At 68.7% G+C, this 21044-nt stretch carries 21 protein-coding genes; 10 read left to right on the plus strand and 11 right to left on the minus strand.

Features of this window, described 5'->3' with window-relative positions; genetic code table 11:
- Positions 1 to 115 precede the first annotated feature (115 nt).
- Positions 116 to 1306, plus strand: coding sequence for a Yip1 family protein (locus AC07NG_RS16680; protein WP_494595188.1), 1191 nt, complete (start codon positions 116 to 118; stop codon positions 1304 to 1306).
- Positions 1307 to 1322: 16 nt separating this feature from the next.
- On the opposite strand, the gene alr is transcribed toward AC07NG_RS16680, so the two are convergent.
- From alr to rpsF, 7 genes are all read right to left on the minus strand, one after another.
- Entirely contained in the window at positions 1323 to 2405 is a 1083-nt protein-coding gene (alr, locus tag AC07NG_RS16685) for an alanine racemase (protein ID WP_494595189.1), read from the minus strand.
- A 76-nt stretch (positions 2406 to 2481) separates the two neighbouring features.
- Positions 2482 to 3168, minus strand: coding sequence for a MarC family protein (locus AC07NG_RS16690; RefSeq protein ID WP_492855516.1), 687 nt, complete (start codon positions 3166 to 3168; stop codon positions 2482 to 2484).
- A 63-nt stretch (positions 3169 to 3231) separates the two neighbouring features.
- Positions 3232 to 4752 (minus strand): replicative DNA helicase, encoded by a 1521-nt coding sequence (locus tag AC07NG_RS16695; protein WP_492855514.1) that lies wholly within the window; start codon positions 4750 to 4752, stop codon positions 3232 to 3234.
- A 147-nt stretch (positions 4753 to 4899) separates the two neighbouring features.
- Entirely contained in the window at positions 4900 to 7308 is a 2409-nt protein-coding gene (locus tag AC07NG_RS16700) for a TonB-dependent receptor plug domain-containing protein (RefSeq protein ID WP_494595192.1), read from the minus strand.
- Between the two features lie 195 nt (positions 7309 to 7503).
- The gene (gene rplI / locus AC07NG_RS16705; RefSeq protein WP_487288722.1) at positions 7504 to 8088 is read right to left on the minus strand and encodes a 50S ribosomal protein L9; all 585 of its coding nucleotides are present in this window, start codon (positions 8086 to 8088) and stop codon (positions 7504 to 7506) included.
- 13 nt (positions 8089 to 8101) lie between these two features.
- On the minus strand, positions 8102 to 8380 hold the full coding sequence (gene rpsR / locus AC07NG_RS16710) for a 30S ribosomal protein S18 (RefSeq protein WP_058346420.1): 279 nt from the start codon (positions 8378 to 8380) through the stop codon (positions 8102 to 8104).
- Positions 8381 to 8394: 14 nt separating this feature from the next.
- Positions 8395 to 8802, minus strand: a complete 408-nt coding sequence (gene rpsF, locus AC07NG_RS16715) for a 30S ribosomal protein S6 (protein WP_110117828.1) — start codon at positions 8800 to 8802, stop codon at positions 8395 to 8397.
- A 351-nt stretch (positions 8803 to 9153) separates the two neighbouring features.
- Here rpsF and AC07NG_RS16720 point away from each other — a divergent pair, with 351 nt between their 5' ends.
- Together AC07NG_RS16720 and AC07NG_RS16725 are read left to right on the plus strand one after the other, a co-directional pair.
- Positions 9154 to 9810 (plus strand): hypothetical protein, encoded by a 657-nt coding sequence (locus AC07NG_RS16720; protein WP_487288718.1) that lies wholly within the window; start codon positions 9154 to 9156, stop codon positions 9808 to 9810.
- A 144-nt stretch (positions 9811 to 9954) separates the two neighbouring features.
- Positions 9955 to 12117 (plus strand): TonB-dependent receptor, encoded by a 2163-nt coding sequence (locus AC07NG_RS16725; RefSeq protein ID WP_494595194.1) that lies wholly within the window; start codon positions 9955 to 9957, stop codon positions 12115 to 12117.
- Between the two features lie 44 nt (positions 12118 to 12161).
- On the opposite strand, the gene AC07NG_RS16730 is transcribed toward AC07NG_RS16725, so the two are convergent.
- The gene (locus AC07NG_RS16730) at positions 12162 to 12698 is read right to left on the minus strand and encodes a peroxiredoxin (protein ID WP_110117831.1); all 537 of its coding nucleotides are present in this window, start codon (positions 12696 to 12698) and stop codon (positions 12162 to 12164) included.
- Positions 12699 to 12878: 180 nt separating this feature from the next.
- On the opposite strand from AC07NG_RS16730, the gene fabD reads away from it, so the two are divergent.
- The 7 genes from fabD to gmk all read left to right on the plus strand — a co-directional run bounded on the left by fabD (position 12879) and on the right by gmk (position 19140).
- The gene (fabD, locus tag AC07NG_RS16735) at positions 12879 to 13823 is read left to right on the plus strand and encodes an ACP S-malonyltransferase (RefSeq protein WP_494595196.1); all 945 of its coding nucleotides are present in this window, start codon (positions 12879 to 12881) and stop codon (positions 13821 to 13823) included.
- 80 nt (positions 13824 to 13903) lie between these two features.
- A complete protein-coding gene (gene fabG, locus AC07NG_RS16740) occupies positions 13904 to 14644 on the plus strand; it encodes a 3-oxoacyl-[acyl-carrier-protein] reductase (RefSeq protein ID WP_492855507.1) in 741 nt (246 codons plus the stop codon).
- 162 nt (positions 14645 to 14806) lie between these two features.
- Positions 14807 to 15046 (plus strand): acyl carrier protein, encoded by a 240-nt coding sequence (locus tag AC07NG_RS16745; RefSeq protein WP_007672577.1) that lies wholly within the window; start codon positions 14807 to 14809, stop codon positions 15044 to 15046.
- A 176-nt stretch (positions 15047 to 15222) separates the two neighbouring features.
- Positions 15223 to 16503 carry a beta-ketoacyl-ACP synthase II gene (fabF, locus tag AC07NG_RS16750; protein WP_492855506.1) on the plus strand — a complete coding sequence of 427 codons (1281 nt, stop codon included), beginning with the start codon at positions 15223 to 15225 and terminating at the stop codon, positions 16501 to 16503.
- A 10-nt stretch (positions 16504 to 16513) separates the two neighbouring features.
- Complete coding sequence (gene mltG / locus AC07NG_RS16755; RefSeq protein WP_492855505.1) at positions 16514 to 17608, plus strand: endolytic transglycosylase MltG; 1095 nt, start codon at positions 16514 to 16516, stop codon at positions 17606 to 17608.
- Positions 17609 to 17612: 4 nt separating this feature from the next.
- Positions 17613 to 18494: a YicC/YloC family endoribonuclease gene (locus AC07NG_RS16760; protein WP_494595200.1), complete on the plus strand. Its 882-nt coding sequence runs from the start codon at positions 17613 to 17615 to the stop codon at positions 18492 to 18494.
- Complete coding sequence (gene gmk, locus AC07NG_RS16765; protein WP_487288709.1) at positions 18484 to 19140, plus strand: guanylate kinase; 657 nt, start codon at positions 18484 to 18486, stop codon at positions 19138 to 19140. Before AC07NG_RS16760 ends, gmk begins: the two co-directional genes overlap by 11 nt.
- Before the next feature lie 183 nt (positions 19141 to 19323).
- On the opposite strand, the gene AC07NG_RS16770 is transcribed toward gmk, so the two are convergent.
- From AC07NG_RS16770 to rsmA, 3 genes are read right to left on the minus strand one after another with little or no spacing between them, the layout of a single operon-like run.
- Positions 19324 to 19722 carry a response regulator gene (locus tag AC07NG_RS16770; protein WP_492855502.1) on the minus strand — a complete coding sequence of 133 codons (399 nt, stop codon included), beginning with the start codon at positions 19720 to 19722 and terminating at the stop codon, positions 19324 to 19326.
- Between the two features lie 22 nt (positions 19723 to 19744).
- On the minus strand, positions 19745 to 20149 hold the full coding sequence (locus AC07NG_RS16775) for a response regulator transcription factor (protein WP_110117838.1): 405 nt from the start codon (positions 20147 to 20149) through the stop codon (positions 19745 to 19747).
- A gap of 47 nt (positions 20150 to 20196) precedes the next feature.
- Positions 20197 to 21030 (minus strand): 16S rRNA (adenine(1518)-N(6)/adenine(1519)-N(6))-dimethyltransferase RsmA, encoded by an 834-nt coding sequence (gene rsmA / locus AC07NG_RS16780; protein WP_487288707.1) that lies wholly within the window; start codon positions 21028 to 21030, stop codon positions 20197 to 20199.
- Between the last annotated feature and the right edge of the window lie 14 nt (positions 21031 to 21044).

Consider the following 21044-nt stretch of genomic DNA (forward strand, 5'->3'; position numbering starts at 1 on the left):
CCGGACGCAGCTGCATCGGCCCAGCCTGTCGCCGAACCTTGTTCCCGTTTTGCGCGCGTTGCGTATAGATAGACACCGGGGGGCGCAGACTCAGGATCTTTCTGGAGGCGCCTAAATGTCCGTGGTCGAACCCGGAGTTGTTTCGTCCGATCTCGTAGGCCGCGTGAAGCGGCTTCTACTTTCTCCATCCGCCGAGTGGGAGCGGATCGACCCGGAACCCGCCACCATCAAGGGGCTCTACGTCGGATACGTCTGCATCCTGGCGGCTATTCCGGCGGTCGCGGGCCTGGTGGGCAGCCTGGTCTTCGGCAACGGGATCCCGGGCCTCGCCGTCATCAAGCCCGCGCCGATCCCGGCCATCATCGGCACGGTCGTGGCCTATGGCCTGTCGCTGCTGTCGGTGTTCCTGCTGGCGCTGATCATCGACGCCCTGGCGCCGTCCTTCGACGGCCAGAAGAACAGGCTCCAGGCCTTCAAGGTCGCCGCCTATTCCAACACCGCCGGCTGGGTGGCCGGGATCTTCAGCATCTTCCCGGCGCTGGGGATCATCGGCGGCCTGCTGGGGCTCTATGGCCTCTACCTGCTCTATACCGGCCTGCCGCGGCTGATGAAGTCGTCCAAGGAGAAGTCGCTCGGCTACACCGCCGTGACGGTGGTCTGCGCCATCGCGCTGTTCTTCGCCGTGGCCCTGGTCACCAGCACGATCGCGGGTGCGGTCGCGCTCGGCAGCTATGCGGCCAGTTCCAAGGTCTCCGGCGACGGCGGCTCGCTGACGGTCGGCGGCAACACGGTCGACCTCGGCAAGATGCAGGCCGCCTCCAAACAGCTGGAAGCCGCCGCCGCCTCGGCTGAAGCCGGCAAGGGCAAGCCGCTGACCTCGACCGACGTGCTCAAGGGCTTCCTGCCGGCCTCGTCGGGCGGCTTCGCGCGCACCACGCTCGAGGCCCACTCGGCCGGCGCCGACGGCGCGGGCATGGCCTCGGCCCAGGGCGACTACGAGAAGGACGGCCGCCGCTTCAGCCTGGCCGTCACCGATCTGGGCGCGCTGGCGGGGCTGACGGCCATGGCCTCGGCCATGAACGCCCAGACCTCGACCGAAACCGCCACCGGCTACGAGAAGACCAGCACGACCGGCGGCCGCCTGGTCTCCGAAAAGTGGGACCGCGAGGCCAAGTCCGGCAGCTACAGCATCGTGGTCGGCAACCGCTTCACCATCGAGGCCAATGGCGAGGCCGACAGCGTCGACGACCTCAAGAAGGCCGTGGCGTCGGTCGATGCGGGCCGGCTGGAAGGCCTGGCGAAGTAGGGAAAAGGGCGGGGCCTCAGGCCTCGCCCAGCACCACGCGGCGGGCGCGGCCGGCTAGGCGCACCAGCAGTTCGTAGCTGGTCGTGCCCGCCGCGGCGGCCGCGTCGTCCACCGGCAGGTTGGGGCCGAACAGCTCGACCATCGCGCCGGGGCGGGCGGCGTCGCAGTCGGTGATCTCCACCGCGATCAGGTCCATCGACACGCGGCCCAGGATCCGCCGGCGCGCGCCGTCGAACCACACCTGGCCGGTCGGGCTGGTCGAGCGCAGCACGCCGTCGGCATAACCGCAGGCCAGGATCGCCACGCGGGTGGTCTCGCTGGCCGTGAAGGCCGCGCCATAGCCGATCGATTCGCCGCGCGGCACGACCCGCACCTGCAGGATCGGCGCTTCGAGCGTCGCCACGGCCTTGATCCGGTCGTCGGCCACGTCGCGCGGCCCGCCGCCATAGAGGGAGATGCCCGGCCGGCACTGGTCGAAACGATAGGCCTCGCCCAGGAAGATCCCGGCCGAATTGGCGAGGCTCCGGCGCGCGTTGGGGAACAGGGCGGCCGCGTCGGTGAAGCGGGTCAGCTGGCGGCCGTTGAGCGGATGTTCCGGCTCGCCGCCGCAGGCCAGGTGGCTGATCACCAGCGAGACGTTCAGATGCTTCAGCCGGTCCATCGAGGCCGTGAGCACCGCGGCCTCCTCGTGGCGCAGACCCAGGCGGTTCATGCCGGTGTCGATGTGGATCGCCGCTTCCAGCGCTCCCTTGCCGGCCTGGCTGTTCCAGGCCTCGACCTGCGGCAGGCTGTTGAGCACCGGGATCAGCCCGGCCTGCACCAGCGTGGGGCCCGAGCCCGGCGTCGCCCCGTCCAGCACGTGGATCGCCGCCTCGCGCTCGCCCAGCGCCTTGCGCAGGGCCACGCCTTCCGACAGCCGCGCGACATAGAAGGCCCGCGCCCCTTCGTCCCACAGGCGGCGGGCGACGAGGCCCGCGCCCAGGCCGTAGCCGTCGGCCTTCACCGCCGGCGCGAGCTCGGTCCCGCCGGCCTGCGCCTTGAGGGTCGCGTAGTTGGCCGCCAGGGCGTCCAGGTCGAGGGTCAGGCGAGCTTCGGTCACGGCTGCGGAGGTAGCCGACCCGCGTCGCCAAGGCCAGTGCAGATCCTGTGGAGATGCGTGCCGGCGCGCGCCCGGGTCACCGGGTGGAGAGGAACTGCGTCACCAGGGCCTCGACGCCGCTGGCGACGATCTGCACGCCGATGCACATCAGCAGGAACGCCATCAGCCGCGACATCACCCGCGCGCCGTTGACGCCCAGCAGCGCCAGCACCCGGTCCGAGGCGCGGTAGAACGCCCAGACCATCAGGGCGATGACGGCGACGGCCAGGCTGGCGCCCAGGAAGAACGGCGCGACCGAATGGCCTTCGGCCGGGCGCTGGGAGGAGAGGGCGATCGCCACCGAGATCGCGCCGGGGCCGGTGGTGAACGGCATGGTCAGCGGGAAGAAGGCCATGTCCTCGGCCCGGCCCTTGGCGGGCGAGGCGGCCTGGTCGGCCTTGCGCTCTTCGTGCTCCTCGGGCGTCATCAGGAGCGCCCAGGCGCGGATCGCCACGACGAGGCCGCCGGCCACCCGCAGCGCCCCCAGGCTGACCCCGAAGAAGTTCAGCACGTAGCCGCCCAGCAGCAGCGAGCCCAGCAGGATGCAGAAGGCGTAGAGCGCGATGGTCGGCGCCAGGCGCCGGCGCGTCTCGGCCGGATGGTCGGCCAGCATCTGGTGGAAGATCAGCGCCGCCCCGACCGGATTGACGATCGAGAACAGGGCCGGGAAGGCCAGCAGGAACGCCCCGACGAAGGTCGTGACGGGCAGGGGGCTGAAGTCCATCGAGCGAGGCCTCTTCCTGAATCGCGCGCCGAGCCTCGCCCGGCGCGCGTCCGGAAGGAAACGCTATTCGTCGCTGCCCGACCGCATCTGGTGGAAATAGTGGTCGCGCGACAGGTTGCCGAAGCGGGTGGTGTCGCTGTTGAACGACAGGCGCACCGTGCCGATGGGACCGTGACGCTGCTTGGCGATGATCACCTCGGCCAGGCCCTGCAGCTTGTCCATCTCTTCCTGCCAGGTCAGGTGCTCGGGCGTGCCCTCGCGCGGCTCGGCCCGGCCGACATAGTAGCTTTCGCGGAACACGAACCAGACCATGTCGGCGTCCTGCTCGATCGAGCCGGATTCACGAAGGTCCGACAGCTGCGGCCGCTTGTCCTCGCGGCTTTCGACCTGACGCGACAGCTGCGACAGGGCGATGACCGGGCAGGCCAGTTCCTTGGCCAGGGCCTTCAGACCCATGGTGATCTGCGAGACTTCCTGCACGCGGCTGGCGTTGGATCCCAGGTCCGAGCCGGTGACCAGCTGGAGATAGTCGACGACGACGAGGTCGAGGCCGACCTGGCGCTTCAGGCGTCGCGCCCGGGCGGTCAGCTTGGCGATGGAGATACCACCGGTGGCGTCGATATAGAGCGGCGCTTCCTGCAGCTCCATGGCCGCGTCGCGCACCCGGCCGAACTCCGAAGCGTCGATCTCGCCCTTGCGGAGCTTGTCGCCCGACACGCCCGAGGCGTCGGCCAGCATACGCAGGGCCAGCTGCTCGGCGCTCATTTCCAGCGAGTAGAAGGCCACCACCCCGCCGCTGACGGTCTTGCGGCTGCCGTCCGGCTGCGGCTCCCAGGCGTATTTCTTGGCGACGTTGAAGGCGATGTTGGTCGCCAGCGCGGTCTTGCCCATCGAGGGGCGACCGGCCAGCACGATCAAGTCCGACGGGTGCAGGCCGCCGATCTTCTGGTCGAGGTCGATCAGGTCCGAGGCCAGGCCCGACATGCCGCCGTCGCGCTGGAAGGCCTCGGCGGTCATCTCGACGGCGCCGCGCAGGGCGTCGCCGAAGCTGACGAAGCCGGAACTGGCCGTGCCGCTTTCGGCCAGGGTGTAGAGCTGCTGTTCGGCGGACTCGATCTGGTCGCGGGCCGGGCGCTTTTCGTCGCCATGGCCGTGGGCGGCCGCGGCGATCTCGCCGCCGATGCGGATCAGGTCGCGGCGCAGGGCCAGGTCGAACACCGCCCGGGCGTAGTCGCCGACATTGGCGGCCGGCGGGGCGCGGTCCACCAGGTCGGCCAGGTAGCGGATGCCGCCCAGCTCCTGGAACGCCGTGTCGTGCTTGAACTCGTCGGCCAGCAGGATCGGCTCGGCCAGTTGGCCCTTGCGGATGTGCGTCTCGATCGAGCTGAACAGCCGCTGGTGGAAGGGCTCGTAGAAGTGGCGCCCCTGCAGGCTGTCGGTCAGCCGCTCATAGGCCGAGTTGTCGTAGAGCAGCACGCCCAGCAGCGCCTGCTCGGCTTCCAGGTTGTGCGGTGCGACGGCGATAACGGGGGAGTCCTGCGTCGGAGGACGCAGATCAAGAGCGGGTACGAGCGACATCGTCATAAGTTAACGCGAACGCCGTCCGGGCGCTTGGAAGAGCATGATGAACGGCGAAGATGAATGGGGATGTTCTGTGTATATCTCTGTTGAACGACAAAAGGGGACGCAGCGTCCGCCACGTCCCCCTCGCGCCTTACGTCAGGTCAGGTTTCACCAGTTGTAGCTGACCCGGGTGTAGAGGAACCGGCCGTTGAAGCCGAACGGCGAGTAGTTGGGGAAGCCGACCACGCCGCTGGTGCTGTTGACGGCCGCCGGGGTGCGGTTGGGATACTCGTCGAACAGGTTGTTGGCGCCGACGGCCCAGGTCAGGTTCTCGCCGAAGGCGCGGCGGGCTTCCAGGTCGATCACCGCCTTGCGGCCGGTCCAGTAGTCGAGCGAGGCCGTGGCGTTGGGCTGCAGCACGGTGCCGTAGCCGGTCAGCTTCAGGGTCGCCCCCCAGGGGCCGTTGCTCCAGTCGCCGCTGGCGACGAACTTGGTGCGCGGCGTGCCCCGCTCGAAGGTCAGGACGTTGACCCGGCCGAACAGGGTCGGCGGGACCGGCAGCGACGACAGGGTGTTGGTCGTCGGCAGGCGGGTGACCTCGGTCTCGTTGTAGTTGCCCGCCAGCGTCAGGTCGAAGCGGCCGGCCGCCTCGGCGTCCAGGCGATAGCGCACCACCACGTCGACGCCCTTGGTGGTGGTGTCGACGCCGTTGATGAAGAACCGCGCGGTGGTCACGCCATAGGGCTGCAGCAGGGTGTAGATCGCCTGCTGGGTCGCCGTGCCGGTGGCGCTGCCCTGGATGTTCTCCGAGAGCACGATGCGGTTGTCGATGTCGATCTGGTAGGCGTCGACCGTCACTTCCAGCGGGCCGCGGCGATAGACGAGGCCCAGCGAGTAGTTGGTGCTCTCTTCCGGCTCCAGGGCCTTGGCGCCCAGCACCTGCGACACGGCGCTGGTGGCCGGGAAGGTGCCGACTTCCGTCGCCACGCCGCTGATGATGTTGGTCGAGGTGGCGGTGAAGTACTGCTGCTGCAGGGCCGGGGCGCGGAAGCCGGTCGACACCGCGCCGCGCAGGGCGAAGCTGTCGGTGAAGTCGTAGCGCGCGGCGATTTTGCCGGTCGTGGTCGAGCCGAAGTCGGAATAGTCCTCGAAGCGGGCGGCGACGTCGATGTCCAGCTTGTCGGTGATCTGGCTGTCGAGGTCGATATAGAGGCTGTAGTTGTCGCGGGTGACGTCGACCTCGTTGCTCGGACGGAAGCCCGGGAAGCCCTGCGCGCCGGCGGCCAGGTTGTTGTAGCCGCCGTTGGCCCACGAGGCGGTCTCGCCGGCCACGATCTCATAGCCTTCCTTGCGGTATTCCGCGCCGAACGCCAGGGTCGAGGGCTGGGCGAAGGCGGCGATCTCCAGCGGACGGGTGATGTCCAGCGAGGCCACCGTCTGCCGGTACTTCATCGAGCCGGCGTAGAACGAGGTCGGCGAGGTCGGGCCGTACGAGGCGTTCAGGCTGTCCTTCACGCCATAGTCGATGTCGTTCTCGCCGTAGGTGACGCTGGCGTCGATCGTGTAGGCGCCCAGCTCGCCCTTGGTTCCGAAGGCGAAGTTGTAGTCGTCGATGTCGGTGGTGATCTTCGGCAGGAAGCCGTTCGGATAGATCGAGGCGATGTTGTTGGCGTTGTTGGCCAGGCGCGGGAAGGCCGCGCTCTCGCCCTCGCGCTTCTGGTAGCCGGCCCAGCCGTAGAGGCTCCAGGTCTCGTTCAGGGGCAGGCCGGCGTTGGCGAAGATCGACTTGCTCTCGACCTCGGCGTCGCCGTAGCGGCCGGTCACGACGCCGGGGCTGAAGGCCGACGAGACGTCGCTGCGGTTGGTCGGGTTGCGCTTGGACCAGTCGCCGGTGAGCGTCAAAAAGCCGTCGTTGGGCAGGGTGAAGCCCTGCCAGATCGAGGCGGTGTAGGTGACGCCGTCATGGGCCTTGCGGCCGTCGGTGTCGCGGGCGGTCTTCACCTCGGTGTCGTAGAGGCCGTAGCTGGCCGTGGCGCCGCCGCCGGTGCGGGCTTCGCGCAGGCGCAGGTTGACGACGCCGGCGATGGCGTCCGAGCCGTACTGGGCGGCGGCGCCTTCACGCAGGATCTCGACGCGGTCGAGGGCGGCGGTCGGGATGGTGTTGAGGTCGAAGGCGGCCGAGCCGCGGCCGACCGCGCCGTTGATGTTGACCAGGGCGGCGGCGTGGCCGCGCTTGCCGTTCAGCAGCACCAGGGTCTGGTCGGGGGCGAGGCCGCGCAGGGTGGCCGGACGCACCGAGTCGGTGCCGTCCACGGCCGACGGGCGCGGGAAGTTCAGCGACGGCGCAAGGGTCGACAGCGCCTGGGCCAGTTCGGTCGAGCCCTGGCGGGTCAGGGCCTTGCTGTCGACCACGTCGACCGGCGAGACCGTGTCGAGGCGCGAGCGGCCGGCGGTGCGGGTGCCGGTGACGACCAGTTCCTCGACCGTGGTCTGGTCGTCGGGCGCGGTCTGGGCGTGGGCCGAGAAGGCCAGGGCGGACGCCGACGCGGCGGCGAGCAGAAGCAGTTTGGAACGCATGAGATAACCCCTCTCGAACTCTGTCGGGCGGGGTCGCATGGATGCGGCTCTTGTATCCGACAGGTGGCTAGACGGACACGAACTTGGTTGACCGGGGTGCAGCTTACAATCTGAGCAATTCTAGCCGTTGGCGCAGAAAAAAACGGCGCGGATTGCTCCGCGCCGTTTTCATCAGTCTGCGAATGACCTGACGGATCAGGCTTCGTAGTGGTCGCCTTCGTGCGAACCGGCGCCACCTTCCAGCATGTCCTGGGCGGCTTCGGCGTCGGCAGCGCGATCTTCTTCGAATTGCGAGGCGATGACGTTTTCGCCGCGCGCTTGGCGATCGGCTTCGTCTTGGCTGCGCGCGATGTTGAGGGTGACCGTGACGGTCACATCGGCGTGCAGCTTCACCTTCACTTCGTGGACGCCCAGCGTCTTGATCGGCTTGTCCAGCACGATCATCGAGCGGTCGACCTTGCCGCCTTCGGCCTTGATGGCGTCGGCGACGTCGCGGCCCGCGACCGAACCGTACAGCTGGCCGCTTTCGCCAGCTTGACGGATCAGGACGTACTGCGTGCCGTCCAGCGACTCACCGGACTTGCCGGCGGCTTCGCGGTTGCGGACGTTGCGGGCTTCGATCTCGGCGCGTTGCGCTTCGAAAGCCTTCAGGTTGTTCGAGTTGGCGCGGAGAGCCTTCTGGCGCGGCAGCAGGAAGTTACGGGCGTAGCCGTCCTTCACCGTCACCACGTCGCCCAGGACGCCCTTGCCTTCGACTCGTTCGAGCAGGATCACTTTCATCGTGGCGTCTCCCTTACTTCACGACGTAGGGGAGCAGAGCCAGGAAGCGGGCGCGCTTGATGGCCTTGGCCAGTTCGCGTTGCTTCTTGGCCGACACCGCGGTGATGCGCGACGGCACGATCTTGCCGCGTTCGGAAACGTAACGCTGCAGCAGCTTCACGTCCTTGTAGTCGATCTTCGGCGCGTTGGCGCCCGAGAACGGGCAAACCTTGCGGCGACGGAAGAACGGGCGGCGGGCGCCGCCGGCGGCGGCGGCCGGAGCCGCGGCTTCGGGAGCAGTCGTATCGGTCATGATCTATTTCTCCCTTACGCTTGCGGGGCGAAGTCTTCGCGCGGACGCTCGGAACGCTCAGGGCGGTCCGAACGCTCGGGGCGATCGCTGCGCTCACGGTCGCGACGGGCCAGAACCGGCGACAGTTCCAGGTCCAGCTCTTCCACGCGGATGGTCAGGAAACGCAGCACGTCTTCGTTGATCGACAGCTGGCGCTCCAGTTCCTTCACCGCCGGCGCCGGGGCGTCGATGGCGAGCAGGGAGTAGTGGCCCTTGCGGTTCTTCTTGATGCGATAGGTGAGGTTACGCAGACCCCAGTATTCGATCTTGGCGATGTGACCACCACCTTCTTCGATCAGGGTCTTGATTTGCTCGTTGAGAGCTTCGGCCTGTTGCGGCGAGATGTCCTGCCGCGCGATGACCACGTGTTCGTAGAACGACATGTTTTCCTTCTTCCGTTGAGGAAGGCGGCGTGGTCGGCGACGGAAGTCCGACGGCCACGATGGATCCTGTGCGACGAGCGGGAAAATCCCGGCCCAATGAAGGGTTCGCGCAAGACCGCCTTCCGTGAGAGCGCGCGCTATTACAGGAAACGGGGCCAGGAGGCAAGGCGAGGATCGGGTCCAGGCCCGGTGGAGGCCCAATGGAGACCTTATACTATGACGCCCGAAATGCGTGCGCGGTGGCGCGGGTCTGTGTCCTTCCGAAACCTTCGTGTCGATTTCGACCTCGAAACAGGCTTTCGTCGCGGAAGTCAGCTTGCCGTTAACACCTTCGGTGGCTAGGGAAGAGGCATGCGGGGCAGCATCCTCAAGAGCCTGATCGTCGGCGGCGCTTTTGCGCTCATGATGTCGGCCGCCCCGACCTTCGCCCAGACCCTGCTCAAGAAGCCCGACCTGTCGGTGTCGTCCAACGACGGCCGCTTCACGGGCTATTCGGCCGCCCTGCCGATGGATCTGTCGACCGACGCCGAGCGCGTCGACTTCACGGCCAAGGTGGCGGGCAACATCGAGCAGCCCACCTACGACGTGAACCTGAACCTGACGGCCAAGGCCGAGCAGGGCCCCAGCCCGCACGCCATGGCCCTGGGCGCCTCGCTCAACAAGCGCGAGGCCGGCTTCCGCTCGTCGATGTCGCGCCTGTTCGGCTTCGGCGACCTGCCCAAGTCGAACTATGTCAGCCTGTCGGTCGACATGAACGCCACGCGCTCGATGATCGTGCCGGCCGCCATCCCGTTGGCCCGCGCCAATCTGCGCTCGGCCTTGACGCTGGACGGCCGCCAGGTCGTCGCCATCGGCTTCGGCGGCGGCACCATGGGCGACGAGGGCGTCGACTTCAGCCTGATCCGTCCGTTCGACATCCCGGCCGAGTTCTCGGTCAGCGTCCGCGCCGAGGACGAGCGCGTCCAGGACGGCCGCTTCATGGTCAAGCTGGTCAAGGCCAACTGGTAGCCTCCGGCGCAGCCGCGCCGCTTTCCTGACAATCCGTCGCCGTCGACCCGCGCCGCTGTCCGACCATCGGGCGCCCCGCAGGGCGGGTTTGCGTGCAGGCTCGCGTCTTTCCCTCCTGAACGCTCCACCAGAGGGGGAGCGGAAATGCGAAAATCGGTTCTATGCGGCGCGGCCGCGGTCAGCGCGATCCTGGCCGGGGTCACGCCGGCCTTGGCCCAGGAAAACCCGACCACGGTCGAGGACCTGGTCGTCACCGCCCAGCGGCGCGAGCAGAAGCTGCAGGACGCGCCCGTCGCCGTCAGCGCCTTCGGGGCCAAGGCGCTGGACCAGCTGCAGATCACCAAGGTCGAGACCCTGGGCGCGGCCGTGCCCAGCCTCTACGTCTCGCAGATCAGCGCTTCGCCCTCGACGATCCAGGTCGCCCTGCGCGGGGCGCTGGACCAGACTGGCGGCATGATCACCTCCGAGCCGCCCGTCGGGATCTATGTCGACGACGTCTACCAGGCCCGCCTGTCGGTCGCGAACCTCGACCTGGCCGACGTCGCGCGGGTGGAGGTGCTGCGCGGGCCGCAGGGCACGCTCTACGGCCGCAACTCGATGACCGGCGCGCTGAAATACGTCACCCGCCAGCCTGGCGACGCGGCCGGCGGCTCGCTGGAGGCCTCGTGGGGCGACTACGGCCTGCAGCGCTACAAGGCCAGCGCCGGCGGGGCGATCACCGACCATGTCGGCGCCACGGTCTCGGCCCTGTTCTCCGAACGCGACGGCTGGCAGCAGAACACCGCCCTCAAGAAGAAGGTCGGCGCCCGTCGCGACGCCGGCGTCCGCCTGGCGCTGGGCCTGATCGACACCGGCCCGTTCAGCGCCACGGTCTCGGCCGCCTACGCCCGCACCGACACCGACGGCCAGCACTTCTCGCCGCTCGACCCAGTCACGCTGAAGCCCCTGGCCGGCGGCGACTTCGGCTCGACCCGCTCGCCGCTCAACACCGACACCAAGACCGAGCAGAAGAGTCTGGCCCTCCACCTCGGCTACGATCTGGGCGCGGTGCAGCTGAAGTCGATCACCGCCTATCAGCGCCTCGACGACCGCTGGACGCTCGACTTCTCAGGCGGCCTGGTGGCCGGCGCCGGCCTCGTCGCCGGCTTCCTGCGCGGCAGCCAGACCGAGCAGGAGCAGTCCAGCCAGGAGTTCCAGGCTCTGGGCGAATCCTTCGACGGCCGGCTGCAATGGATCGGCGGCCTGTTCTGGTTCAAGGAGACGGGCGGCCAGGTGCTATCCGACACCATCGGCGCGGGCATCTACGGGTCCTACGCCGTGCCGCTGCTGCCGACGACGATCCACGCCACCTCGGAAAGCGTCGCCGCCTACGGCCAGCTGGAATGGCGCTTCACCGACCGCCTGAAGGGCTCGGCCGGCCTGCGCTGGACCAAGGACGAAAAGACCATCGCCGGCACGATCCAGAACGGCCTGGCCGCCTATCCCGCCAGCCTGACCAGCCGCTCCAACGAGGGCGAGTGGAAGGTCTGGACCCCGAAGTTCAATCTTCAGTACGACGTCTCCGACGACGTCATGGTCTACGGCACGATCGCGCGGGGCTACCGCGCCGGCGGGTTCGTCGCCCTGTCGATCGCCGAGCCTTCGATCTTCACCAAGGCTTACGACCCCGAAACCGTCTGGTCCTACGAGGCCGGCGCCAAGATCGAGGCCTTCGAGCACCGCGCCCGCCTGAACCTCGCCGCCTATGTCGAACAGCTGAAGGACCTGCAGCAGAACGTCATCAGCAACGGCTCGATCCTGACCCAGAACGCCGCCGAGGCCCGCATCGCCGGCCTGGAGCTTGAGGCCGCCGCCACGCCGGTGAAGGGGCTGGACCTCTTCGCCTCTCTGGCCCTGACCGACGCCGAGTACGAGAAGCTCGACCCCTCCACCGCCGCCGCCCAGGCCGGGGCCAAGACCCTGCCGCTGGTCTCCAAGGTCCAGGCCCAGGTCGGCGGAACCTGGCGCATCGAGCCGGAGATGCTGAAGGGCGGGGCGCTGATCTTCTCGGCCGACTACAGCCACCGCGGCCCGCGCTACGCCGAGGCGACCAATGCGCAGGCCGGCCGCATCGGCGCGGTCGACCGCGTCAACGCCGGCGTCGCCTGGGAATCGCCCTCGGCCGCCTGGCGGGTGTTCGTGCAGGGCCGCAACGTCCTCGACGCCAAGGACTACGTCTCGGGCGCGGTCTTCATCCCCGGCCTGATCGTCTACCGCCTGGCCGACGAACCGGCGATGTGGAGCGCCGGGGTGAAGGTGAAGTTCTAGACGGGGAGGGGGCCGCCTCTCACGAGGCGGCCCCGGCTTCGCCCCTACTTCTTCTTGTAGGCCTTCACCGCTTCCATGGTCTTGGTCACGTGGCCCTGGAAGTTGAAGTCGCTGTAGGCCAGCAGCACCTTGCCGTCGGGGGCGATGACATAGGAGGTGCGGTTGGACATGTTGTCCTTCAGCGGCAGCTTGACGTCGTAGTCCTTGATCAGGGCCGGGTTGGCGGCCGCCACCGCGAACTTGTCGCGGCAGTGCTCCTTCGAGAAGTCCTTGATCCGGTCGACATTGCCGCCGGTGACGCCGATGACGGTCGCGCCCAGCTTCTCGAACTCAGGGGTGGCCTCGGCGAACTCGTGGGCTTCGGCGGTGCAGCCCGAGGTGTAGGCGGCCGGGAAGAAGTAGAGCACCACGGGGCCCTTCTTCAGGGCCTTGCTGAGCTTGAACTCGAAGTCCTTGCCCGCCAGCGCCGCCGGGGCGGTGAAGTCGGGGGCCTTGTCGCCGGGCTTCAGCGCCGCCAGGGCGGGGGCGGCGGCCAGCAGGCTGAAGGCGGCCAGCGAGGCGGCGAGGGCGAGGCGTTTCATCTTGGCGACTCCGATAGGGCGGGGGAGAGCATGGCGCGTTCAGATACGGAACGGCGAGCAATGTGGACGCGCCCCTGCGGAAAGCAAGCACAGGCAAAACATCGGTCCGGCTTGCCCAGGCCTTGTGTTTCCCCTAACCCTCCGCCCCCAAGACATTGAATTACAGAGGAGCGGGCCGCCATGAGCATCGCCTTCATCTTCCCGGGGCAGGGCAGCCAATCGGTCGGCATGGGCGTCGAGCTGGCGGAGGCCTTCGCGTCCGCCCGCGAAGTGTTCCAGGAAGTCGACGACGCCCTGGGCCAGAAGCTTTCCCAGCTGATGCGCGAAGGTTCCGAGGGTGATCTCACCCTGACCGAGAACGCCCAGCCGGCCCTGATGGCCGTCAGCCTGGCCGTGACCCGCACCCTGGAGAAGGAGTTCGGGATCGGCATCGAGCGCGCCGCTTTCGTGGCCGGTCACAGCCTCGGCGAATACTCGGCCCTGGCCGCCGCCGGCGCCATCAGCCTGTCGGACACCGCCCGCCTGCTGAAGCTGCGCGGCCAGGCCATGCAGCGCGCCGTGCCGGTGGGCGAGGGCGCCATGGCCTCGCTGATCGGCCCCAAGACCGATCTGGCCCTGGCCGAAGCCGCCGCTGCGGCCGGCTCGGAAGTCGGCGTCTGTGTCGTGGCCAACGACAACAACAACGGCAACGTCGTGATCTCCGGCGCCAAGGCCGCGGTCGATCGGGCCATCGAGAAGGCCAAGGAACTGGGCGCCCGCGCCATTCCGCTGAACGTCTCGGCGCCGTTCCACTGCCCGCTGATGCAGCCGGCCGCCGACGAGATGGCCGCCGCCCTGGCCGCCACCACCATCCTGGCGCCGAAGGCCCCGCTGCTGGCCAATGTCACCGCCTCGCCGGTCCACGACCCGGACGTCATCCGCAAGCTGCTGGTCGAGCAGGTCACCGGCCGCGTCCGCTGGCGCGAAAGCATGACCTGGCTGGCCGGCGAGGGCGGCGTCACCCGCTTCGCCGAGGCCGGCGCCGGCAAGGTGCTGTCGGGCATGGCCAAGCGCATCGCCCCGGACGCCGAGGCCACGCCGCTGAACACCCCGGCCGACCTCGAAGCCTTCGCCCAATCGCTCTGAACTCTTCGGGTTCCTCATCCTGAGCTTGTCGAAGGACGAGGAGCCCGCACTCCCAATCCCTCCGAACGGAGAAACCTCGAATGTTTGATCTGACCGGCAAGACCGCCCTCGTCACCGGCGCGACCGGCGGCATCGGCGGCGCCATCGCCCGGGCCCTGCACGGCCAGGGCGCCCATGTCGTGCTCTCGGGCACCCGCGAATCGGCCCTGACCGAGCTGAAAAACGAGTTGGGCGAGCGCGCCTCGTTCGTCGTGGCGAATCTGTCGGACGCCGAACAGGTCGACGGCCTGGTCGCCAAGGCCGAGGAAGCCGCCGGCGCTCCGCTCGACATCGTCATCGCCAACGCCGGCATCACCCGCGACGGCCTGATCGTGCGGATGAAGGACGAGGACTGGGAAACCGTCATCAAGGTGAACCTGGAAGGCTACTTCCGCCTGGCCCGCGCCGCCGCCAAGGGCATGATGAAGCGCCGCGCCGGCCGCATCATCGGCATCACCTCGGTCGTGGGCGTCACCGGCAACCCCGGCCAGACCAACTATGCGGCCTCCAAGGCCGGAATGATCGGGTTTTCCAAGGCCTTGGCCCAGGAGCTGGCCAGCCGCGGCGTGACCGTCAACTGCGTCGCCCCCGGCTTCATCGCCAGCCCGATGACCGAGGCCCTCAACGACGCCCAGAAGGCCGGCATCCTGTCGACCATTCCGGCCGGAAAGCTGGGCGAGGGGAGCGATATCGCCGCCGCCTGCGTTTACCTGGCCAGCGATCAGGGCGGTTACGTCACCGGTCAGACCTTGCACGTCAACGGCGGCATGGCCATGATCTAGGCGAACGCCGCCTTGGGCTTTAAATGGCCCCGCTTCTTCGCGGCTGACCCGCTGGTCACCCGAAAAGGAACGTGATAGGCGGTGACCCGACATCTCGCGGACGGTGAATAGTTTTCAAACCGGCCGCGGGACAAACAGATTTCAAAACGAGGGACTAACAGAATGTCCGACATTCTCGAGCGCGTGCGTAAGATCGTCATCGAACACCTGGATGCCGATCCCGAGAAGGTCACCGAGAAGGCTAGCTTCATCGACGACCTGGGCGCCGACAGCCTCGACAACGTTGAGCTGGTGATGGCGTTCGAAGAAGAATTCGACATCGAAATTCCGGACGACGCCGCCGAGCACATCCAGACGGTTGGCGACGCCGTGAAGTTCATCACGGAAAAGACCGGCGCCTAAGGGCGTCGGGTTCGTACCCTCGCGGGCGAACAGGACTATCAGCCGCCGCGCAGCACGGGCTCTTGCCATCGTGCGCGCGGCGGTTTTCGTATGTGGCCAAGATTCGCGCCGCAACCGGCCGGTAGGGGTTCGCCTTATCGTCCGAGAACGGTGCGTCGGAAGGTTGGGAGCAATCCATGCGTAGAGTCGTCGTCACCGGGCTGGGCCTGCTGACTCCTCTGGGCCAGGGCGTCGAAGTGTCCTGGAAGAACATCGTGGCTGGAAAGTCCGGCGCGGGTCGCATCACAGCTTTCGACCCGACCGACTATGCCTGTCAGGTCGCCTGCGAGGTGCCGCGGGTCGATGGTCGCGGCGGCGGCGGTCCGGACGTCGAGGGCTCGTTCGACCCCGACAAGACCATGAGCCCGCGCGACCAGAAGCGCGTCGACGACTTCATCCTCTACGGCATCGCCGCGGCGGACGAAGCCGTGAAGGATTCGGGCTGGGTCCCGGAGACCGACGAGCAGAAGTGGCGCACGGGCGTCATCCTGGGTTCGGGCATCGGCGGTCTGTCGACGATCGCCGACACCGCCCTGGAGCTGGAAGCCAAGGGCCCGCGCCGCGTCAGCCCGTTCTTCATCTCCTCGGCCCTGATCAACCTGATCTCGGGCCAGGTCTCGATCAAGTACGGCTTCAAGGGCCCCAACCACGCCGTGGTGACGGCCTGCGCCACCGGCGCCCACGCCATTGGCGACGCCGCGCGCCTGATCAAGTACGGCGATGCCGACGTGATGATCGCCGGCGGCGCCGAAGCGGCCGTCTGCAAGCTCGGCATCGCCGGCTTCATCGCCTGCCGCGCCGTGGCCACCGCCTTCAACGAGACCCCGGAAAAGGCCTCGCGCCCCTACGACAAGGACCGTGACGGCTTCGTCATGGGCGAGGGCGCTGGAGTGGTCGTTCTCGAAGAGTACGAGCACGCCAAGGCGCGCGGCGCCAAGATCTACGCCGAAGTGGTCGGCTACGGCCTGTCGGGCGACGCCTACCACATCACCGCCCCGTCGGATGACGGCGAAGGCGGCGGCCGGGCCCTGGCGGCGGCGGTCAAGGACGCGGGCCTCCAGCCCTCGGACATCGACTACATCAACGCCCACGGCACCTCGACCATGGCCGACGGTCTGGAAGCCGGCGCCGTCGCCCGCTTCCTGGGCGATCACGCCAAGAACGTGGTGATGTCCTCGACCAAGTCGATGACCGGCCACCTTCTGGGCGCCGCCGGCGCCATCGAGTCGATCTTCTCGATCCTGGCCATCCGCGACCAGATCTGCCCGCCGACCATCAACCTCGACAATCCCGACGTCGACGTGCCGATGAACCTGGCGCCCAACAAGGCCGTGCCGAAGAAGATCGACGTGGCCGTGTCCAACAGCTTCGGCTTCGGCGGCACCAACGCCTCCGTCGTGTTCCGTAAAATCTCGTGAGCCAAGTCTCGTGAGCAAGCCGCCGCGTCCGCAGAAGAAGGCTCCGGCGTCCAAGCGGACGTCGAGCGCCCGCAAGCGGGAGACCGCGTCCCTGGGACGTCGCCTGGCCGCCATGGCCGGCGGCGGCCTGGTGGTCGCCGCGGTCGCGGCGCTGGTCGTCGTCGGTGGGGCGGTGTTCGTCTATGGCGGACCCGGCCCCAAGGCCAAGAACGGCGAATACACCTCGGTGGTCCTGCGCCGCGGCGCCAGCGTCTCCGAGATCGCCGGCGCGCTGGAAGCCGGCGGGGCGATCCGCTCGTCCTCGCTGTTCCTGACCGCCGCCCAGATCACCCGCGCGGCCCGCAAGCTGAAGGCCGGCGAGTACGAATTCCCGACCGGCGCCTCGCTGTCGACAGTGCTGGCCATGGTCCGCGACGGCAAGGTCGTGCGCCACCAGGTGACCATCCCCGAGGGCATGACCTCGGACATGGTTGTCGAGATCCTGCAGCGCTCCGACGTGCTGGTCGGCGACGTGCCGACCCCGCCGGAAGGCGCCGTCCTGCCCGAGACCTACCAGGTCGAGCGCGGCGAGGAGCGGGCCGCCGTTCTTCAGCGCATGATGGACGACCGCGACAAGGTGCTGAACGCCCTCTGGGCCGAGCGCGAGGCGGGCCTGCCGTTCCAGACCAAGGACGAGGCCGTCACCCTGGCCTCGATCGTCGAGAAGGAGACGGGCCTGGCCAGCGAACGTCCGCGCGTCGCGGCCCTGTTCATCAACCGTCTGCGCCTGGGCATGCGGCTCGATACCGACCCGACCGTGATCTACGGCATCACCCGCGGCCGGCCCCTGGGCCGGGGCCTGCGCCGGTCGGAACTCGATACCTTCACGCCCTACAACACCTACAAGATCCCCGGCCTGCCGCCGACGCCGATCGCCAATCCGGGCCGCGCGGCCCTGGCGGCGGTGCTGAACCCGCCCAAGACCGACGAGCTCTATTTCGTCGCCGACGGCACCGGCGGCCATGTCTTCGCCAAGACCTACGAAGAGCACGAGCGTAACGTGGCCCAGTGGCGCAAGATCGAGCGTCAGGCCAAGGCCGCAACGACGCCGCTGGCGGGAGGCTGATCGCATGGCGCTGTCGGGCATGACCGGGTTCGCGCGCGTCGAGGGCGCTCTGGGCGACTGGAGCTGGGCCGTCGAGGCCCGCAGCGTCAACGGCCGCAACCTCGAGACCCGCTTCCGCGGCCCGCCGGGCTTCGAAGGCCTCGACCGGGCCGCCCGCGACGGCGCTCAGGCCCGCTTCCAGCGCGGCCAACTGACCGTCAACGTCCAGGCTCGCAAGGCCGAGGCCTCGGCCGCCCCGCAGGTCAATGTCGAGGTGCTGGAGCGCTACCTGAAGGCCGGCGGCCCCTATGTCGCCACCGGCATGGTCGCCAAGCCCACGCTCGACGGCATGCTGGCCCTGCGCGGCGTCATCGAGGTCCGCGAGGACGACGAGGACGCCGAGGCCCGCACCGCGCTCGAGGCCGCCATGGCCGCCAGCCTGGCCCAGGCGCTCGATGGCCTGAAGACCGCGCGCCAGGAGGAGGGCGCTTCGCTCACCCCGGTGCTAGCCGGCCTCGTCGATCGCATCGAGACCCTCACCGGCCTGGCCGCCGCCGAGGCCGAGGGCCAGCCCTCGATCCTCAAGCAGCGCTTCGAGCGCCGCATGACCGAACTGCTCGGCGAAAGCGCGCCTCAGGACCGCATCGTCCAAGAAGCCGCCGCCCTGGCGGTCAAGGCCGATGTCCGCGAGGAGCTCGACCGCCTGGCCGGCCACGTCGCCGCCGCCCGCACCCTGCTGTCCAGCGACGGCGCCTCGGGCCGCCGCCTGGATTTCCTGTCCCAGGAATTCATGCGCGAGGCCAACACCCTCTGCAGCAAGTCGGCGCTGACCGCGCTGACCGCCCATGGCCTGGAACTCAAGGCCACGATCGAACAGTTTCGCGAACAGGTTCAGAATGTCGAATAACCCGGCCCAGAAGCACGGGGGCAAGCACCGCGGCCTCCTCCTGATGGTGGTGGCCCCCTCGGGCGTCGGCAAGACCTCGCTGACCCGCCGCCTGGTGGCTGACCACGGCGACCTGCACCTGTCGATCAGCGCCACCACCCGCGAGCCGCGTCCCGGCGAGCACGACGGCCGCGACTACCACTTCGTCTCCAAGGACAAGTTCCAGGAGATGATCGCCCAGGACGCCTTCTTCGAGTGGGCCGAGGTCTACGGCAACTACTACGGCAGCCCCAAGGCCCCGATCCTGGCCGCGCTCGACGAGGGCGAAAGCGTGCTGTTCGACATCGACTTCCAGGGCGCCATGAAGGTGCACGCCCAGGCCGGTCCCGACAGCGTGCTGGTCTACATCCTGCCGCCTTCGCTGGCCGAGATGAGCCGCCGCCTGCACGCCCGCAGCCAGGACAGCGAGGAAGTCATCGCGCGGCGCCTGTCGCGCGCCAAGGACGAGGTCGCCGCCTGGGAGAAGTTCGACTACGTCGTGCTCAACGACGACTTCGACAAGGCCTACGCGGATCTCGCCCACATCTACCACGCCGAACGCCAGAAGCGCTCGCGCAACCCCTGGATCGGCAACCTGGTCGGCGACCTGCTGGCCGAGGATATCTGAGGCCCCAGCCCCATTCTCCGAGCATCCCCGCGCAGGCGGGGATCCAAGCCGAGCCGGCGGGCTTGCCCACGACCGCGCCTCATCCTGAACATCAGCTTGGGTCCCCGCCTTCGCGGGGATTAAGCGGTTGGGGGGAGTTTCAGCGGCGGACCAAGGGCTTCCCGGAAAGCGGGACCCGACTGGTCAGTAGTGAAAGCTGCCGCTCTCGCGCGGCTGGATCAGTTCCTTGGCCCGCATGACGATCTGGGCGGGCGTGAACGGCTTCATCATGTAGGTCGTGGCGCCGGCGCTCATGGCCTCGACCACGCGGTCCAGGCGCCGTTCGCCGGTCATGATCACCACCGGCACCTCGCGGCCCCAGTCGCTGACCCGCAGGCGGCGCAGCACCTCGATCCCGGTCTCGCCCGGCATCCGCACGTCCAGGAACACGATGGCCGGCTTGCGGTCGTGCACGTCGGTCAGCAGGCTCTGGGCGTCCTCGGCCGTTCGCACGTCGAACCCGCCGTCGGTCAGCGCGCCCGACACGAACTCCAGCATCAGGGTGTCGTCGTCGATCACCAGGGCCAGGGGACGGGTCGTCATGCGGGGCTCCGTACGCGGTGCGTCATAACCAGACGCGAGACTGGTTCTTGGTCGCCGCGCGCACCCTTTGCAACAGGTCGTCGGCTGAAAACGGCTTGAGCACGTAGCCGACGGCGCCGGCCTCCATCGCGGCCTTGACGTTGGCGCCCGCGGCCGAGGCGGTGATCATGATCGCCGGCACGTCCTTTAGGCGCTTTTCCACCCGCAGCCGGCGCAGCAGGGTCAGGCCGTTGATCTCCGGCAGGCCGACATCGAGCAGCAGGAGGTGCGGCGGGCGGCGCACGGCCGCGGCCAGGGCGTCCTCGGCGTTGTGCGCCACCTCGACGGCGAAGCCCTCGGTCTCCAGGCGGAACCGGACGAATTCCGTCACCAGCTCGTCGTCGTCGACGACCAGGACCAGGTGCTGCTGCTCGGGCGAGGCCTGCATGCAGAGATTGATTCCCCCGCTCGCGCCGCTTGGCAAGCGCTTCAGCTTCAGCCGGCGGCGATCAGGGCCCTGGCCAGGTCCTGGAAGCCGTCGACCGGGATGGTCTCGGCCCGTGCGTCCGGGTCGATCCCGGCCGCCTCGCACAGGGCGCCGCCGCCCAGGGGCTTGAGACTCGAGCGCAGCATCTTGCGGCGCTGGCCGAAGGCCGCGGCGGTCACCCGCTCAAGCGCCGAGACCATCGCCTTGTCCGGCGCGGGCGCCAGCGGGACCAGCCGCACCACGGCCGAAGCGACCTTGGGAGGCGGCGTGAAGGCGCGGGCCGGCAGGTCCATGACCACCTTGGCCGTACAGACGGTCTGCGAGATCACCGCCAGCCGCCCATAGGCGTCGTCGCCGTCCTGGGCGGCGATGCGGTCGGCGACCTCCTTCTGGAACATCAGGGTCATCGACAGGGGGCGGAAGGGCCCGGTCAGCCAGTCGATCAGCAACTGGGTGCCGACATTGTAGGGGAGGTTGGAGACCATGTGGGCCGGACCGCCGGCCAGGGCGGCCATGTCGGCCCGCAGGGCGTCGCCCTCGACCAGGGTCAGGCGGCCCTCGGCGGCCTCGGACAGCTCGCCCAGCAACGGCAGGAAGCGGCTGTCCTTCTCGACGGCGATCACCCGCGCGCCGGTCTCCAGCAGGGCCCGTGTCAGGCCGCCGGGGCCAGGGCCCACCTCGATCACCGTGTCGCCTTCGCCCACCTCGGCCAGGCGCGCGATCTTGCGGGTGATGTTAAGGTCGAGCAGGAAGTGCTGGCCGAAGCTCTTGCGGGCCAGCAGGCCGTGGCGCTCCAGCGCTTCACGCAGCGGCGGCAGGTCGGCGAGGGAAGGGGACGTCATGGTCCCCGTCTAGA

It is taken from the genome of Caulobacter sp. GW821-FHT10C03, from assembly GCF_059415485.1.

Excerpts from the sequence above, each read along its gene's own strand:
- AC07NG_RS16680 (WP_494595188.1), top strand. The coding sequence starts at position 116 with ATGTCCGTGGTCGAACCCGGAGTTGTTTCGTCCGATCTCGTAGGCCGC.
- AC07NG_RS16690 (WP_492855516.1), bottom strand. The coding sequence starts at position 3,168 with ATGGACTTCAGCCCCCTGCCCGTCACGACCTTCGTCGGGGCGTTCCTG.
- AC07NG_RS16695 (WP_492855514.1), bottom strand. The coding sequence starts at position 4,752 with ATGACGATGTCGCTCGTACCCGCTCTTGATCTGCGTCCTCCGACGCAG.
- AC07NG_RS16700 (WP_494595192.1), bottom strand. The coding sequence starts at position 7,308 with ATGCGTTCCAAACTGCTTCTGCTCGCCGCCGCGTCGGCGTCCGCCCTG.
- rplI (WP_487288722.1), bottom strand. The coding sequence starts at position 8,088 with ATGAAAGTGATCCTGCTCGAACGAGTCGAAGGCAAGGGCGTCCTGGGC.
- rpsR (WP_058346420.1), bottom strand. The coding sequence starts at position 8,380 with ATGACCGATACGACTGCTCCCGAAGCCGCGGCTCCGGCCGCCGCCGCC.
- rpsF (WP_110117828.1), bottom strand. The coding sequence starts at position 8,802 with ATGTCGTTCTACGAACACGTGGTCATCGCGCGGCAGGACATCTCGCCG.
- AC07NG_RS16720 (WP_487288718.1), top strand. The coding sequence starts at position 9,154 with ATGCGGGGCAGCATCCTCAAGAGCCTGATCGTCGGCGGCGCTTTTGCG.
- AC07NG_RS16725 (WP_494595194.1), top strand. The coding sequence starts at position 9,955 with ATGCGAAAATCGGTTCTATGCGGCGCGGCCGCGGTCAGCGCGATCCTG.
- AC07NG_RS16730 (WP_110117831.1), bottom strand. The coding sequence starts at position 12,698 with ATGAAACGCCTCGCCCTCGCCGCCTCGCTGGCCGCCTTCAGCCTGCTG.
- fabD (WP_494595196.1), top strand. The coding sequence starts at position 12,879 with ATGAGCATCGCCTTCATCTTCCCGGGGCAGGGCAGCCAATCGGTCGGC.
- fabG (WP_492855507.1), top strand. The coding sequence starts at position 13,904 with ATGTTTGATCTGACCGGCAAGACCGCCCTCGTCACCGGCGCGACCGGC.
- AC07NG_RS16745 (WP_007672577.1), top strand. The coding sequence starts at position 14,807 with ATGTCCGACATTCTCGAGCGCGTGCGTAAGATCGTCATCGAACACCTG.
- fabF (WP_492855506.1), top strand. The coding sequence starts at position 15,223 with ATGCGTAGAGTCGTCGTCACCGGGCTGGGCCTGCTGACTCCTCTGGGC.
- AC07NG_RS16760 (WP_494595200.1), top strand. The coding sequence starts at position 17,613 with ATGGCGCTGTCGGGCATGACCGGGTTCGCGCGCGTCGAGGGCGCTCTG.
- gmk (WP_487288709.1), top strand. The coding sequence starts at position 18,484 with ATGTCGAATAACCCGGCCCAGAAGCACGGGGGCAAGCACCGCGGCCTC.
- AC07NG_RS16770 (WP_492855502.1), bottom strand. The coding sequence starts at position 19,722 with ATGACGACCCGTCCCCTGGCCCTGGTGATCGACGACGACACCCTGATG.
- AC07NG_RS16775 (WP_110117838.1), bottom strand. The coding sequence starts at position 20,149 with ATGCAGGCCTCGCCCGAGCAGCAGCACCTGGTCCTGGTCGTCGACGAC.
- rsmA (WP_487288707.1), bottom strand. The coding sequence starts at position 21,030 with ATGACGTCCCCTTCCCTCGCCGACCTGCCGCCGCTGCGTGAAGCGCTG.